Annotated in this window: 15 protein-coding genes and 1 riboswitch; of the genes, 10 read left to right on the forward strand and 5 right to left on the reverse strand. The window is 40.1% G+C overall.

Annotated elements, in window-relative coordinates:
• Positions 1–6: 6 nt before the first annotated feature.
• Complete coding sequence (locus RMB06_RS09120; RefSeq protein WP_002116208.1) at positions 7–1,179, reverse strand: acyl-CoA desaturase; 1,173 nt, start codon at positions 1,177–1,179, stop codon at positions 7–9.
• 208 nt (positions 1,180–1,387) lie between these two features.
• On the opposite strand from RMB06_RS09120, the gene RMB06_RS09125 reads away from it, so the two are divergent.
• Positions 1,388–1,921, forward strand: a complete 534-nt coding sequence (locus tag RMB06_RS09125; RefSeq protein WP_311079144.1) for an META domain-containing protein — start codon at positions 1,388–1,390, stop codon at positions 1,919–1,921.
• Between the two features lie 28 nt (positions 1,922–1,949).
• Here the strand turns inward: RMB06_RS09125 and RMB06_RS09130 are convergent, their stop codons facing one another.
• From RMB06_RS09130 to RMB06_RS09140, 3 genes are all read right to left on the reverse strand, one after another.
• The gene (locus RMB06_RS09130) at positions 1,950–2,663 is read right to left on the reverse strand and encodes a glycerophosphodiester phosphodiesterase (RefSeq protein ID WP_311079145.1); all 714 of its coding nucleotides are present in this window, start codon (positions 2,661–2,663) and stop codon (positions 1,950–1,952) included.
• 75 nt (positions 2,664–2,738) lie between these two features.
• A complete protein-coding gene (locus RMB06_RS09135) occupies positions 2,739–3,317 on the reverse strand; it encodes a cob(I)yrinic acid a,c-diamide adenosyltransferase (protein ID WP_032056707.1) in 579 nt (192 codons plus the stop codon).
• Between the two features lie 95 nt (positions 3,318–3,412).
• Positions 3,413–5,263: a TonB-dependent receptor domain-containing protein gene (locus RMB06_RS09140; RefSeq protein ID WP_311079148.1), complete on the reverse strand. Its 1,851-nt coding sequence runs from the start codon at positions 5,261–5,263 to the stop codon at positions 3,413–3,415.
• A gap of 23 nt (positions 5,264–5,286) precedes the next feature.
• A riboswitch (cobalamin riboswitch) is annotated at positions 5,287–5,494 on the reverse strand.
• Positions 5,495–5,620: 126 nt separating this feature from the next.
• Between RMB06_RS09140 and RMB06_RS09145 the strand changes: the two genes are divergently transcribed.
• Genes RMB06_RS09145 through RMB06_RS09160 form a run of 4 tightly spaced genes read left to right on the forward strand, consistent with a single transcriptional unit; the run spans position 5,621 to position 9,048 of the window.
• On the forward strand, positions 5,621–6,289 hold the full coding sequence (locus RMB06_RS09145) for a phosphoribosylanthranilate isomerase (protein ID WP_311079149.1): 669 nt from the start codon (positions 5,621–5,623) through the stop codon (positions 6,287–6,289).
• Positions 6,264–7,493, forward strand: a complete 1,230-nt coding sequence (trpB, locus tag RMB06_RS09150; RefSeq protein WP_002116129.1) for a tryptophan synthase subunit beta — start codon at positions 6,264–6,266, stop codon at positions 7,491–7,493. Before RMB06_RS09145 ends, trpB begins: the two co-directional genes overlap by 26 nt.
• 9 nt (positions 7,494–7,502) lie before the next feature.
• Complete coding sequence (locus RMB06_RS09155; RefSeq protein ID WP_001139542.1) at positions 7,503–8,015, forward strand: DUF1543 domain-containing protein; 513 nt, start codon at positions 7,503–7,505, stop codon at positions 8,013–8,015.
• Positions 8,016–8,052: 37 nt separating this feature from the next.
• Complete coding sequence (locus RMB06_RS09160; protein WP_311079152.1) at positions 8,053–9,048, forward strand: DUF2804 domain-containing protein; 996 nt, start codon at positions 8,053–8,055, stop codon at positions 9,046–9,048.
• Between the two features lie 8 nt (positions 9,049–9,056).
• Here RMB06_RS09160 and RMB06_RS09165 read toward each other — a convergent pair whose 3' ends face one another.
• Entirely contained in the window at positions 9,057–9,932 is an 876-nt protein-coding gene (locus tag RMB06_RS09165) for a metal-dependent hydrolase (protein ID WP_311079154.1), read from the reverse strand.
• Positions 9,933–10,053: 121 nt separating this feature from the next.
• Here RMB06_RS09165 and RMB06_RS09170 point away from each other — a divergent pair, with 121 nt between their 5' ends.
• The 5 genes from RMB06_RS09170 (at position 10,054) to RMB06_RS09190 (ending at position 15,378) form a co-directional block, all read left to right on the forward strand.
• Positions 10,054–11,103, forward strand: coding sequence for an AraC family transcriptional regulator (locus tag RMB06_RS09170; RefSeq protein ID WP_014207612.1), 1,050 nt, complete (start codon positions 10,054–10,056; stop codon positions 11,101–11,103).
• Between the two features lie 246 nt (positions 11,104–11,349).
• The gene (gene trpA / locus RMB06_RS09175) at positions 11,350–12,153 is read left to right on the forward strand and encodes a tryptophan synthase subunit alpha (RefSeq protein ID WP_002116163.1); all 804 of its coding nucleotides are present in this window, start codon (positions 11,350–11,352) and stop codon (positions 12,151–12,153) included.
• The gene (gene accD, locus RMB06_RS09180) at positions 12,150–13,046 is read left to right on the forward strand and encodes an acetyl-CoA carboxylase, carboxyltransferase subunit beta (protein WP_002116475.1); all 897 of its coding nucleotides are present in this window, start codon (positions 12,150–12,152) and stop codon (positions 13,044–13,046) included. Before trpA ends, accD begins: the two co-directional genes overlap by 4 nt.
• Entirely contained in the window at positions 13,043–14,329 is a 1,287-nt protein-coding gene (gene folC, locus RMB06_RS09185) for a bifunctional tetrahydrofolate synthase/dihydrofolate synthase (RefSeq protein WP_311079155.1), read from the forward strand. The genes accD and folC overlap by 4 nt, the downstream gene beginning before the upstream one ends.
• Positions 14,320–15,378, forward strand: a complete 1,059-nt coding sequence (locus tag RMB06_RS09190) for an SPOR domain-containing protein (RefSeq protein ID WP_002116434.1) — start codon at positions 14,320–14,322, stop codon at positions 15,376–15,378. The genes folC and RMB06_RS09190 overlap by 10 nt, the downstream gene beginning before the upstream one ends.
• The last annotated feature ends 15 nt before the right edge of the window (positions 15,379–15,393 follow it).

The following is a 15,393-nucleotide window of genomic DNA, read 5'->3' on the forward strand; positions in this document are numbered from 1 at the left end:
TTTATTTTAGTCTGACACCACGTTGGTATTCTTTTTAACACTACGCATCAGTGTTTCTAAGCATTCGCGGTGATGACTTAAACGGTGTTCAAGCAATTGGAAATCAACTTTAAGCTTATGATCCATTCTATGAATCTTTTCAGCCATTGCTGCTTTTTTCGCTTGTAACTCTTGTTCTTTAAGTTTTGCCCAATCATTTAATGTGTGTGTAAATGCTTCATACTCTTGTGCAATACGTTGCTTCATTTGAGTAATGTCTGCATTTACATCATGACCATAAATAGCGAGGTCTTGTTCAGCGTATTTAAATTTCATCGCCAGTTCTGCTTTTTTAATATTAAAGCTTGGAATACGACGTAAATTTTTAGCTAAACCAATTTTAGAACATGACCAGATCAACCATTTTGTTGGGTCATATTGCCACCATTTCACACCATTACGATAGTCGTATTGGAAGATATGGTGATAGTTGTGGTAACCCTCGCCCCAAGTGGCAATAGCTAACCAGAAATTATCACGTGCTGAGTTTTCGTCTGTATAAGGACGTTTACCAAACATGTGGCAAAGCGAGTTAATAAAGAATGTAACTTGATGGCTAATGATTAAACGTAAGAGACCACCTAGGAGGACTACACCCCATAGATCACCTGTTGCCCAACCAATTAAACCTAAAATACCAACATGAACTGCGACTACAAGTAGTGCGTAATATTTATGCTGGAACATGACCAATTTATCATTGAGTAGGTCTGGTGCATTTTTAAAGTCTGGCTCAGATGGTGAATGATCGCGGATCATCCAACCCATATGGGCATACCAAAAACCACGCTCAATTGAATACGGATCTTCATCAACATCATCAACATGTCGATGGTGAGTACGGTGACCAGATGCCCAGAACAAAATACTATTTTGTACGGCAAATGTTCCACCGATCATTAAAAGAATTTTAAGCGGTAACGACGCTTCATAAGCTCGGTGAGCCCAAAGGCGATGGTAACCAGCAGTAATCCCCATACTACTTAGAGCTAAAAGAAAAAATAAGCTTACCCATGCGCTTACACTAAAATCATAATAATACGCATAAATCGGGATTATGATTGCGGCAAGAATTGGTAAACCAATTAAGGTAATGCTAGCGGTCCAGTTAATTGGGGCTTTGAGTGGGGCGGAAGTCATATCCGGCAGCGCTCCTAGAATCCTTGTGAAACAAGGTACAAAGACAAAACGACATAGCAAAACCAATCATCAAGATATATTGCTATTCTATCCTTCATATTAGCACGTGCTTAGTGAGAATCACTAGCATTATTGTACAGATGTATTGAAAGAACCGTAACAGAATTAAACTATGTCAAAGAGTTTTTCAAGCAGGAGAAGTTGTTTAATGAACGTACAACGATTGAAAAAAAAGAACAGCATTGATATTTCAAGAAAATTATCATTGAAGTGTGTCTTGGTCACAATCAGTCTTGTATTAGCCGCATGTCAAAGTGCACCCGAACATACTACGAAAAAAGTTCAAACAAAAAGAACAGTTCATCAGACTCAAACCCCTATTGTAAAAAAGCGAGTGAGTCCAGATGGCATTCAAGATATTGATTGGCAGATCACTCAGATCAGTGGTCAGAAGGCAAAATTTTTTAACCAATGGCCAACCCTTTCACTGAACTCAGCAGTCAAAACAGTATCGGGACATACTGGCTGTAATGCTGTTTTTGGCCGTTACACCTTTAATTTCAGCCAGCAAAAACTTGATATGCAAGTAAATGCAGGTCATTCAAGTTGTGATGGTGCTTTGGCTCAAGAAGCAGAGCTGGTAGATGCTTTGCAACGTATCCAACGCTTCCAACTCGTAGGTAATACGCTATATCTACTTGATCAGAGTGGTCAGCGCCTCATTCAGGCACAAAAGAAATAAAAGGTGGTTTTTACCACCTTTTTTATATTTACAGGGCTTGTAACATCGTAGTTGGAATATCTGTAATTAAGCCCTGAATCTCTAAATCACGCAGCCTTTTTGCTCTTTCTACATCATTGACTGTCCACACACTAATGTTCAAACCAGCTTGATGTGATAGTTGGATCATTTCATCTGTTGCCAACTGATCATGCCAACCAATATGACCGCAACCATATTGATGCGCGAGTTCAATTGCCGTTGCCCCAACAGGAAGTTCAACTAACAATCCGCGTTTAAATTGAGAGTTGATATCGCGTAAGGCTGTTAAAATTTGAAGATCAAAACTTGTGATGGTTACGACTTTCTCAAAACCATGTAATTCCGTCTCGAGTTTTTGAACGAGCTTTTCGGCCAATGCCATATCTCTTACAGCTTTAACTTCAACTTCAATATGATCGAAATTATCAAGTAAGTTTAAAACAGTTGTAAGTGTAGGCGTTGGTTCAGGAGTCGGCCAATTGGGCCAGCTTTGACGATGATCAAATGCCAACGCTTGAGCCAAAGTCGATTGCTCTACAATTTGATCGACTCCAGCTGTACGCAAAAAATTGTCATCATGAATAACAACTAACTCTTGGTCTTGAAGCTGGCGAATATCGAATTCGACACCACGAATACCTAAATTTTTTATGTGCTGAAACCCACCAAGTGTATTTTCAGGAGCTTCTCGGCGTGCACCACGATGACCAATAATGCGCATAATTTTCTTCTATGAAATATTTTAACTATGGTCTCTTTAAAAAGAGTAGAGACCATGTTTTAATCTAATCTATTTTTAAATAATCTCATTAATATTTTTTTGCCAAAGCACTTCTTGTCCACCTTCAGCACGCTGTAAAGCACGCGATGCGACAAATAACCAGTCAGATAGACGGTTTAAAAGTTGGAGTGCTGTAGCTTGAATATTTTGATCACGAGTTTGCACCGACATGAGTGATCGCTCTGCACGGCGGCAAACGGCACGGGCTTGATGAGCATAACTACAAGATAAAGAACCAGACGGTAGAATAAACTCCTTAAGCATCGGTAAGTCTTCATTCATACGGTCAATTTCTTTTTCAAGGAATTCAATACAAACGGGCTGGAGTAGATTGTAGTTTGGAATACAAACCTCTCCACCTAAATCAAAAAGCCAATGTTGAATCAGACTTAAGCTTTTATCCCAATCAGCCTTATCATTTACTTGGCTATCTGTGATTTGAGCACGAAGTACCCCAATAATGGCGTTGAGTTCATCAACATCACCAAGTGCCGTAATTCGTAAATCATCCTTGGCAACACGAGAACCATCGCCTAAACCTGTTGTACCTGAGTCGCCTGTGCGTGTATAGATTTTGCTTAAACGGTGTCCCATGATGGATATCCTGAACATAAAAAAGGGATAATGTCGGTCAGAACATTACCCCGAAACTGGAGTTAAGAAAATATTTTTATAGTTGGCGTGAGAAATTAATAACGGAAAGTGACCCCAACAGAAGCTTGACGGCCTGTATTAACATACCAGTCATTTGAAGGATAAGTATTTAATACTTCACGATACTGAACATCACCTACATTTTGAATATTGGTAAATACTTTCACGTTAGGAATAATATTCCAGTAAGCATTTAAGTCTACAGTTGCGTAACCAGGTACTCGCATAGAATTGGCTGAGTCTGCATAAGATTTCGCTCTAGCAATTAATGAAGCACTAATTCCATATACTGCATTTTCTAAACCTGTGCTTATAGTGAGAGTCTGGCGAGGACGGTAGGCAATTTCTGTATTATCTTTTTCATTTTCTGTTTTTACGTAAGCATATTCAGTGGACAAGAATAGATCATCCTGACGCCACTTAATTCCAGCTTCACCACCTGTAAAGTTTGCTTTAGCTATATTTGTATTAGTGCCAGCATTGTAGGCGATAAGATCTTTAATTTTTGTATGATAAACAGAAAAATTAGTACTCACATTTGATGTAAGATCGTAGTTCATACCCATTTCATAAGAAGTACTTTCTTCTGGGGCTAAGTTCTCATTGCCTCCCCATTGAGAATATAGTTCATTTAAGGTCGGAGCTCTGAAAGCACTGCCGATATTTGCATATACACTAGCATTAGGTAAGAAATGATAGCGTATAGCACCTTGCCCAACAGTATGAGTACCAAAGCGTTGGTTGTCTTCTAAACGAACACCGACTTGGGTGTCAAAAAGATCATTTTTGAGTTGATGCTGTAAATAATACCCTGTGCTATTTACACTTTTATCTGAGTTAAGAATGGTATTACTTTTATAATTTGCATCGTTATAGGTAGCACCAACTAAAATATTTTGGTTTGGAGTGAATTTCCATTTCAGGTTTAAATCACTCTCATTATTTTCAGTATTGTAATATGAGCCATAAGCAGGAACATTTTGTTTATCCTGAACATTTGCATAGTGTGCATTAATGATGAGATCAGGCAAAATATTATAAGCAACTTTAGTGTTAATAACTCGATTTTCGAATTGACGTTGTGCTGTATTGGTTATGTAGTCATTACTAAAAACGTTAGTGCCTTTATTTTCACTAATTGAAGCAGAAGCATCTATTAAGTTTTCTTGGAAGAAACCTATTTTAGCGTGATAGCCTTTTTGATCATAACCAGCTTTTTCATTTTGTGGCTGGCTTTCAAAAATACGTGTTCCATCACTTTCTAAGCGTTGCCCACCTACTTGTGCATAGAACCCTTGGTCAGTCACGAGATTGGTATTAACAATAGCCTTATAAGTATTATTTTCACCATAAATACCAGTTAGCTCAGCTCCTGTTTTCTCTGGTTTTTTAGAAATTAACTGGACGACACCACCAATCGCATCACTACCATATTGAACAGATGCCGGCCCTTTTAAAATTTCGATTTGTTGAACATCTGTTGTATCTAAAAATGCCGGATATAATGGACCAAGCTCATTTTGACTATTTAAACGAGCGCCATCTTTAAGAACTAATGTATGAACTGATTTAGTGCCGCGAAGTGAAATTTCAGAAATCTGACCTAGACCACCGCTTTGTTTTATATAAACAGAAGGATCGCGTTGGATAATATCTGAAACGTTTAGTAATGGATTCTGCTCAATGGTTTTTTCATCAATCACTGAAATCCGCGCCGGAACTTCACTTGCTTTTTCAGCACTTTTTGAAGCAGTCACTACAATTGGATCAAGCTGAGTTACATTCGTTGTATCTTCAGCAAAAATAACAGGTGAAAACCCCATCGCAATAGCGATAGCCCCTACCAGACGAGTAGGTTGAAAAGACTTAGACATAACATGCTCCATACATTCACCCCACGTGAATGATCGGGTAGATAGATGAAACAAGTAGGTCTCCGGACTTCAGCGCCATATTTAATTTATGGACATATTCACCTTCCCACATTACTGCAGTGGTGTAAGTCGGTATCGACTTAAAAAATATGCTTTACATTGTTACCGTTGCGGGGGCAGTGCCGGACTTTCACCAGCTTCCCTAAAGCATGAATTGCTTACACTTGCTTCCAATTTTACGCAGTATAAAGTGGCGATTTACTTCATACAATGTCATTTGGAGCAATTCCCTGAGAACTTTTACGCAAGGGACAAAAATTGCATTACAATGGCGCTTATTTTAAGAAATGGTTGTAGTTTAGGCAGATCATGAGCCAATCAAACCAAAAACGTACACGAGCAAAAATCTGTGGAATTACTCGCATTCAAGATGTTCAGGCAGTTGTTGCTGCTGGAGCAGATGCGATTGGTTTTGTTTTTTTTCCGCCAAGCCCAAGACATGTAACAGTTGAACAGGCCGAAGAATTAGCAAAAGTAATTCCACCTTATGTACAAATGATAGGTTTGTTTGTAAATGCGAGTGCTGCTGAAATTCAGGATGTACTTGATTGTGTTCCCCTAGATGTATTACAACTACATGGCGATGAAACTCCAGAACAATGTCAGGAAATTGCTCGCCATTGTAAACGTCGCTGGTATAAAGCGATTCAGGTTAAACCTGATCTGGATGTAGTTGCTGAAATTCAAAAATATCAGGCAGCGGGTGCCAGTGCTGTATTGCTCGATGCATGGCATCCTGAGCTCAAAGGGGGCACAGGACATCAGTTTGACTGGTCTAAATTCCCAAAACTTGATATTCCATTAATCTTGGCAGGTGGTTTAACCCCTGACAATGTCATTGACGCTATTCATACTACCGGTGCTTTTGCAGTAGATGTGAGCGGAGGCGTAGAGTCCGCAAAAGGTATAAAAGACCAACAACTCATTGAACGATTTATGCAAGGAGTCCAACGTGGATCAGCAAAACAATGTGATTGACTATACACAGTATCCAGATGCTGCAGGGCATTTCGGTATCCATGGCGGACGTTTTGTGTCAGAAACTTTAATGGCGGCATTAGAAGATTTAGAAAATCTCTATTCCCGCATGAAAAATGATGAACAGTTTTTGGCAGAATTCGACCGTGACCTCGCCTACTATGTAGGTCGTCCTAGTCCACTTTATTATGCTGAGCGATGGTCAAAAGAGTTAGGTGGTGCGCAAATTTACCTTAAACGTGAAGACTTGAACCATACAGGTTCACACAAGGTAAATAACACGATTGGTCAGGCGTTATTGGCAAAGCTTTCTGGTAAAAAACGTATTATTGCCGAAACTGGTGCCGGGCAGCATGGGGTAGCAACAGCAACAATTGCAGCACGTTTAGGTCTTGAATGTGTTGTTTATATGGGTGCTGAAGATGTTAAGCGTCAAGCCATGAACGTTTACCGTATGCGTTTGTTAGGCGCTACAGTTGTTCCTGTACAAAGTGGCTCTAAAACGTTGAAAGACGCCATGAACGAAGCGATGCGTGACTGGGTAACTAATGTTGATACGACGTACTATGTGATTGGTACAGTTGCAGGCCCGCATCCATACCCTCAACTCGTTCGTGACTTCCAGTCGATTATTGGCCGTGAAGCACGTAAACAGATTTTGGAGCAAGCAGGTCGCTTACCAGATGCATTAGTTGCATGTGTGGGTGGCGGTTCAAATGCAATGGGCTTGTTCTATCCATTCTTAAACGATGCCAACGTGAAAATGTATGGTGTTGAAGCAGCTGGTTTTGGTATTGAAACTGGTAAACACTCTGCGCCGTTAAATGCAGGTCATGTGGGTGTATTACATGGTAATCGTACTTATTTAATGAGTGATGAACAGGGCCAGATTATTGAGACACATAGTATCTCGGCGGGCCTTGATTATCCGGGTGTTGGCCCTGAACATAGCTTCTTGAAAGATATGAAGCGTGTAGAGTACGTGCCGATTAATGATACAGAAGCTCTACAAGGTTTCCGTGATTTAACTAAAATTGAAGGGATTATTCCTGCGCTTGAAAGCTCGCATGCGATGGCTTATGTCTCTAAGCTTGCACCGACGATGTCTAAAGATCAGATTATTATTGCGACTGTTTCAGGTCGTGGTGATAAAGATTTAATGACAGTTGCACGTATTGATGGCGTAGAAATGGTCGAGATGTAAGAGGATATAATGCCAAGTTTGTTTATGGTGATGTTAGGCGGGCGTCATGCACGCGCTAATACAGAAGTTCATGATGTAGTCATGGCTGTAGGAGATACTTTGGAAGAAGTTTATCCTCAACTTAAACAGGCTTGGTTTGGTGAGGCTCAAGGATTGCATATTGATGCTTGGGCCAAGCTCTCAGGAGTTAGCTCTCAAGGGCAAAATTATCAAATTCATTTTACAGATGCTGCTCCACAACCAGATGATTTAAAATTATATTTAATTAATCTGGGCGGATATAATGCAAGTGAATTCGGTGAACTTCACCGTTATGAGTTTGTGGTTGCACCGAATGCGGTAGCTGCCAAACAATTAGGTAAACAATTTATAGATCGGCAGTGGCAAAAAGCACATACAGATCGAGTCATTGATATTGATGACTGCTTAGCAATAGATTGTGTAGCAGGGCGCTATATTCATTTAATAAAAGGCGATTTTGCTGAAACAATTTGGGAAAATACGTATTTGACCGTGGTATAGGTCATTTGAAATCTAATATTCATATGGAAGTGGGTAAATGGATTTAATTCAAGAAAATGGAAAGCCTCGCTACGGGCGTTTTGAATCTGTACCGTCAACCATTCACGTACAACATTATATTTATAAAACCCCTTACGGTAAGGTCCTTAAAGGCTGGCGTAAGCAATTAAAATATAAAAAATTTAAATTCTGCGGCATTCAACATAAACACTATAGTATTGGTTTGGCAATTGCAGATATCGGCTGGGTCGGGCATGGTTTTTTCTATATTTATGACCATGAAACAGGGCAAGTCATCGAGTGGAATGCCATTCAGCCTTTGGGGCATAAAACCTACCTTGATGAACAGCCCTTATTTAATCAAAGTTATTTTTCTAAATCGCCTTATCAGTTTGATATCCAGCATGCGAATGGTGTGCGATACATTCGAGTCACTAAATATGGTGAGATTCAGCTTAGCGCTCGTATTTTTTGTGCTGGAACCGATATATTAAGTTTATGTACGCCGACAGGTATCAATGGTTGGACCTATACTCAAAAGCAGACCACATTGGCTGTAGAGGGAATGTTTATTAATAAGCAAAACCAAGTTGTACAATTTGATGAAAAGACATTTGCCTCTTTAGATGATACCTGCGGTTTTTTGCGACCTGAAACGGCTTGGTTCTGGCTTTCATGTAATTTCTGGGATGAGCAAGGGCGTCGTATAGGACTAAATCTGGCTTCTGGTGTTAATGAAAGTTTTGGTAATGAAAACTGCTTATGGATTAACGGAGTTTTATTTCCACTAACTGATGTTTTATTTGAAAAAGTAAATGATGAGCTTTGGCAAATTAGCTCTTTAGATCAAAAACTTAATCTACAGGTCCATATTGGTTGGTGCCGATATGAAAATATTAATTTAAGAATGATTGGCAGTCAGTTTAACCAGTGGCAAGCTAAAATTAGCGGAACGATTGAGCATGAGGCAACCGATATAATCAATTGCAATGCGCAATACGGTTTACTAGAACAACATTATGCGAAATGGTAACAAGCAGGTTATAAACCTGCTTGCCAGAATGCCTCACCAGCTACAATAGGATCATTTGTCTTTTCGAGTGTTTCAATCCAAACAGGATATTGACGAATGACTGGATGCTGACTTGGATGAAAGTCTTTTTTAAACCAATCTAAATATTGGTTTTTCATAGCGGTTAATGTGCCATTTTTGCCAAAGAACCAAGGTAAACCTTTAAGATTCATCAAGAGTCTTTCTCTTGGACTAAAGCCATCACATTTCAACATGATGTTGGTGCGATAGAGTGTAAAGCCAAACATCAGTACTGTTGTAAGAACCAAGACAAAACGACGAGTCGACTCAGGAACTTCACCCACCTGTTTCATGACGTCAAAAGCAACATCACGATGCTCCATTTCTTCAATGGCATGCCAAGCAAACAGTGCTCGGACATAGGGGTGAGCATTTTCCAAAGTTTTTTTATGGCTATAAAACGTTTCTGCCATTAGCGCTGTTAAATGTTCAGCTGCTGCCGTCATTGCAATATTGTATTGCGGTGAGCGTTTGGTGAGTTCAAAGCGAAAAATTCTTTTAAGTGTAGCTGTGAACTGGTCAACAGGCATGCCTTGCTCTTTCATGACCTGATTCATTTTGTCATGAGCAATACCGTGTTGAGCTTCTTGTTTAATAAAGTCCGCAACCCGTTTTTGTAGTTCGGGATCATCAATTTTGTCTCGGAACATACGGACACATTCAATAAAATAACGCTCTCCATCTGGAAAGGTTAAGCTGAGCGCATCAAACATACGAGTCAAAAAAGGATCGTTATTAAACCAAAAGCGAGGCGCTTCGTTTAAATGAAAATCCAGATCTTTACGAACCACTGGCTCGACCTGATAAGAAACATGTGCGTTCATATTTTTATTTCTCGCATCTAACATGTTCATTAGTATGTCGCTAATAGTCGGCTTTGTTTTGACAGTTATTGCCAATTTTTATACAGTTTGCGACAAGATGGCATTAAAAAAAGGATGAGCCATGCAGGATTTTACGATTTCAAATGGCTACTTTTATCTGTGGAATACTTATCTAAAAGAAAAAGGAATCGATTGGCAGGTATTAAACCTTACAGATGTTCAGGCCCGTCAAGTTCAAAATATTTTAGCTTCATCTATTGATGCTCAATCTTCTTTAAACTTTTTTCTTGAACTTTTAGAGCTGACAGAGTCTCGTCTACAAGTTTCTAATTTAGCCCTAGAAATGGCAACTTGTATTACACCTGCCAATTTTGGTGTACTGGGATATATGGCTTCTCGAAGTGGCAGCTTTGCAGAGGTTCTTGAATATGTCATGAAATTTCATCGTCTCGTGATTGACGGTGAGCAAGTCGTGCCTATGCAAGTTGAACAAGATGCTTCTAATATCCGTTTATATTGGCCGCTAGTTGATGCCAGTAATATCATACTTTGTGAGCTGACTTTAGCTGCTATGGTTCAGCTTGCTAAACAAATTGCTCCTTTCCATGATTTTCTCTTGCAGCATGTTGAGTTTGTGCACCGCTCACGTGGTCCATTAGTTCACTATCAGCGTTTCTTTCAATGTAAATTATCATTTGAGCAACCTTACTATGCATTAACTTTTGCAAGTGAGGGATTGAATGTTCGTCCTCGACATGCAGACCCCAGCTTAATGCAACTTTTAGTGAAACAAGCAGAAGAGGCATTAGCTCAGCGGAAAATACATACAGATTTAGCCCAGCAAATACATTGGATTGTTCATGAATATTTTAAACACAAGCAACAAGCCCCTAAAATAGAGGATATTGCCATCGAGTTGAATATTTCAGTACGAAGCTTGCAGCGTCAATTACAGTCATTAAATACTTCATTTAAATTAATTTTAGATACTGAACGCATGAAACGCTGTGAAATATTACTTCACCAAAATGAAAGCCTCACCACAATTGCTGAACAGTTAGGATATTCGGATCAGTCGGCACTTGCACGGGCTCATAAAAATTTGACAGGACAAACTTTACTCATGCGGAAAAGGGAATTACAACTCGCCAATAAAAATATTGAGAAATAAGTTTTGCATGATTGTTTTTTGATCATGTGGCGATCTAATAATGGCTCGAAAATAGGAAGCTTTGATCATTGAGAAAAGTTTCAAAATATTGATAAATGTACACCATGGGTTGTATGAATCATACAATCGAATATCGCCATAACGTTAGACCTGTTCAATGGACAAAAAATAGCGTTAAAATGCGATGTTCTTGTATTTCTACAAACAACTCCTCAATTTTAAATAATTCAAGGAAAGCACAACCCTATGTCACGTCTTGCCACCCGTTTTGAAAAGCTTAAGTCCCAACAACGTAAAGCGCTTGTATCTTATGTTATGGCGGGTGATCCACAGCCACAAGTAACGGTTCCGTTACTGCATAAAATGGTTGCGGCAGGAGTAGATGTCATTGAGCTTGGTTTACCATTTTCAGATCCAATGGCTGATGGTCCGGTAATTGCGCTTGCAGCTGAACGTGCGCTTGCGGCAGGGACTAACACGTTGGATGCACTCAACATGGTAAAAGAGTTCCGTGAGCAGGATCAGGAAACACCTGTTGTTTTAATGGGTTATCTGAATCCGGTTGAAGTGATTGGTTACGAGAAGTTTGTTTCTCATGCGAAACAATGTGGTGTAGATGGCTTATTACTTGTGGATTTACCACCAGAAGAGTCAAAAGAGTTTGGTGCTGTGTTGAAACAACATGATATGGACCAAATTTTCTTGCTTGCGCCAACTTCTACAGATCAACGCATTCAACATGTGACTAATCAGGCAAGTGGTTTTATTTACTACGTTTCACTTAAGGGTGTAACAGGAGCAGCAACACTTGATACGGCAGAAGCTGCTGCGCGTATTCAAAAAATCAAAAATGCCACTAATATTCCAGTGGGTGTTGGTTTTGGTATTAGTGATGCTGCTTCAGCAAAAGCAATGGGTAATGTTGCTGATGCCGTGATTGTAGGTAGTGCTTTCGTTAAAAATTTTGCAACGTTGGCAGCGGATGACGCTGTTGAACAGACGGTGAGTAAAGTCAAGGAGCTTCGAGCAGCGCTCGATGAGTTAGTATGAATCAAGAAGTGAAACCAGGGAAAGTTCTTAGCCCTTCGACACCATGGACAAAACGTCCGGTTCCAGGTATTGAAGTCGCAGATGAGCAACAAATTCTCAAAGCAACATTTACTGAGCCAACGATTGAATGTCCTGAATGTCATGCACTAGTGACACGTACAGCAATCTCTTTCAATGCATATGTGTGTCCGCAATGTGACGAACACTTACGAATGAAAGCTCGTGACCGCTTGAACTGGTTCTTCGATAATGTTGTAACTGAATTGGGTCAAGAATTTACTGCTAAAGATCCATTAAAGTTTGTTGACTCTAAACCGTATCCAGATCGTATGCGTGAAGCGCAAAGCAAAACTGGTGAAACGGAAGCGTTAATTGCCATGCAAGGTAACTTAAATGGCGTAGATATGATTGCATGTGCTTTTGAGTTCGACTTTATGGGCGGCTCAATGGGTACAGTTGTAGGTGACCGTTTTGTAAAGGCTGCAGAGCTTGCAATTGAAAAACGTCAGCCATTAATCTGTTTCGCAGCTTCTGGCGGCGCGCGTATGCAAGAAGGTATGTTATCGCTTATGCAAATGGCGCGTACTTCTGCTGCGATTCAAAAATTAAAAGATGCTGGCTTACCATATATCGTTGTGTTAACACATCCTGTGTATGGCGGTGTAACAGCTTCTTTAGCAATGTTGGGCGATATTCATATTGCTGAACCTAAAGCGATGATTGGCTTTGCTGGTAAGCGTGTAATTGAGCAGACTGTACGTGAAACTCTTGAAGAACCGTTCCAACGTGCTGAATATTTGCTTGATCATGGTGTAATCGATCAGATTGTTCATCGTCATGCTTTACGTGATACTGTATCTCGACTTGTATCGAAATTGATGAACTTACCTTGAACCAACAAGCTCCACTTTCAATAGACTCTTTAGATACATGGCTCAATTATTGGAGCCATGTTCACGTTACAGGGATAGATCTTGGTCTGGAACGTGTAATTCCTGTTGCAGAAAAGCTGGGTGTAACTCAGCCTAATGCTAAAGTTTTTACAATAGCCGGAACGAATGGTAAAGGCTCAACCACAACTACACTGGCTGCGATATTAAACGCACAGGGTTATAAAGTTGGGTTATATCAGTCACCGCATATCTATCGCTTTAATGAGCGAGTTAAGTTAGGTGGAGTTGAAGTCGATGATCAAAGTCTGATTGATGCTTTTGTTCAAGTCGATCAGGCTCGTCGCGATTGTGATTTAAGCTTATCTTTTTTTGAAGCAACCACTTTGGCTGCTTTTGTTATTTTTAAACAACAACAATGTGATGTATGGGTGCTTGAAGTTGGTCTGGGCGGACGCTTAGATGTTGTCAATGTGATTGATCCCGACATTGCAGTAATTACTAATATTGGCCTAGATCACACAGATTGGCTAGGCGATACCGTCGAAAAAATTGCTTTTGAAAAAGCAGGCATTATTCGTCCATATATTCCGGTTATCTTCGCGGGTGAGCAACCATTGCCGCAAGCAATTCAAGATAAAGCACAAAGTTCACAAGCAGACTTATATACCGTTAATCGTGATTATTTTTATAAGCTCGCAGAAGATGGACAAAACTGGTACTTTGCTTCGGAAGGAACCACTTTAAAACTTCCTTTAGGTACATTAGCGATTGAAAATATTGCAGGAGCGGTTGCGGCCATTTTAAATAGTGGACTTGAGATTTCTCAGTCAGCATTAGAAAAAGGTATCCAATCTGCTCGCTTAGCTGGACGTTTTGAACAGCGTCAAGTGGATGGGAGGACGGTCATTTTTGATGCTGGGCACAATCCACATGGTGTTGAATTTTTGTTAAAGCAATTGCGAAATTTCTTAGAATACAATAAACAGTACACAGAAGTTGTCGCAGTATTTTCAATGCTGGCAGATAAAGATATAAAATCAGTAGTCGATTTATTGAAACCTACTGTTTTACATTGGAAAATTGCTGAATTGAATGTGCCGCGTGCTGCACCGATTCAGCAACTCAATGATGCCTTGCAAGGCCAGACAGTACAACAATATGGCAATATCAAAGAGGCTTTTAAATCAGCGCTTGAGCAAACAAATAACAATCAGCTGATTTTGGCCTGTGGTTCGTTTCATACTTTAGAAGCGATTTGGGAGTATTTGGAAGAATGTCAATGAATAACAAACAACGCTGGATGGGTGGCGTTGTTTTACTAGGAGGTGGTGTTTTATTGGCAGCATTGCTTCTAAAAGGAAATGAGGAAATAAAACAGGTTGAAGCTCAACCATCCGCATCCACATCGCCAAAAACTCAAACTAAACCAAAACAGACAACTGAAGGGCAAATGGTACAACTACAACCGCTTGCGGTTGATGTTGAAACTGAAAAACGTTTGCTAGAAGAACAGCGTCGTGCGCGTGAAAAGGCCGTTGCTGAACAAGAAGCACGTGCAGCTGAGTTCTTAGCAATGCAGCAGCAAGCTGAAGCTGATGCTGCTCGTAAAGCTGCAGCAGAGTACGCTGCTATTAATGCGCGCCGTACAGCGGCTCAAGAAAGTTCAGATAATATTCCACCGGAGTTAGTGGGTGAGGCGAAAGCTAAAAACCAGCAAACCAATACGGTGAATAAAACAACTGATACTTCAAAAATAGATGCAGACAAAAAAGCTGCTGAAGCAAAACGCCAAGCAGAAGCAGACAAGAAAGCAGCTGAAGCTAAACGACAGGCAGAAGCAGACAAAAAAGCAACTGAAGCAAAACGCCAAGCAGAAGCAGACAAGAAAGCAGCTGAAGCTAAACGACAGGCAGAAGCAGATAAAAAAGCTGCTGAAGCAAAACGCCAAGCAGAAGCAGACAAGAAAGCTGCTGAAGCCAAACGACAAGCAGAAGCTGATAAAAAAGCCTCTGATGCTAAACGAAAAGCTGAAGCTGAGAAAAAAGCTGAAGCTGAAAAAGCACGTGAACTGCTTGAAAATGGCGATAAAAAGTGGATGGTTCAAGTCGCTTTGGCTGCTAATCAAGCCAATGCAGATGCAGTTGTTTCTAAATTACGAGCTAAAGGCTATAAGGTCACTACAAGCCCAACCAGTAAGGGTATTCGTATTATGGTTGGACCTGCAAAAGACCGTGATACAGCAGATGCTGCTCGTAAGAAAATTACTTCTGATTCAAGTTTAAACATGAAATCAGCGTGGGTGATTGACTGGGTACCGTTAGACCAACGTTAACCAAATTAAAAATTC

The sequence above is a fragment of the Acinetobacter sp. V104_13 genome, assembly GCF_031798995.1.
Taxonomy (GTDB): Bacteria; Pseudomonadota; Gammaproteobacteria; order Pseudomonadales; family Moraxellaceae; genus Acinetobacter; species Acinetobacter pittii.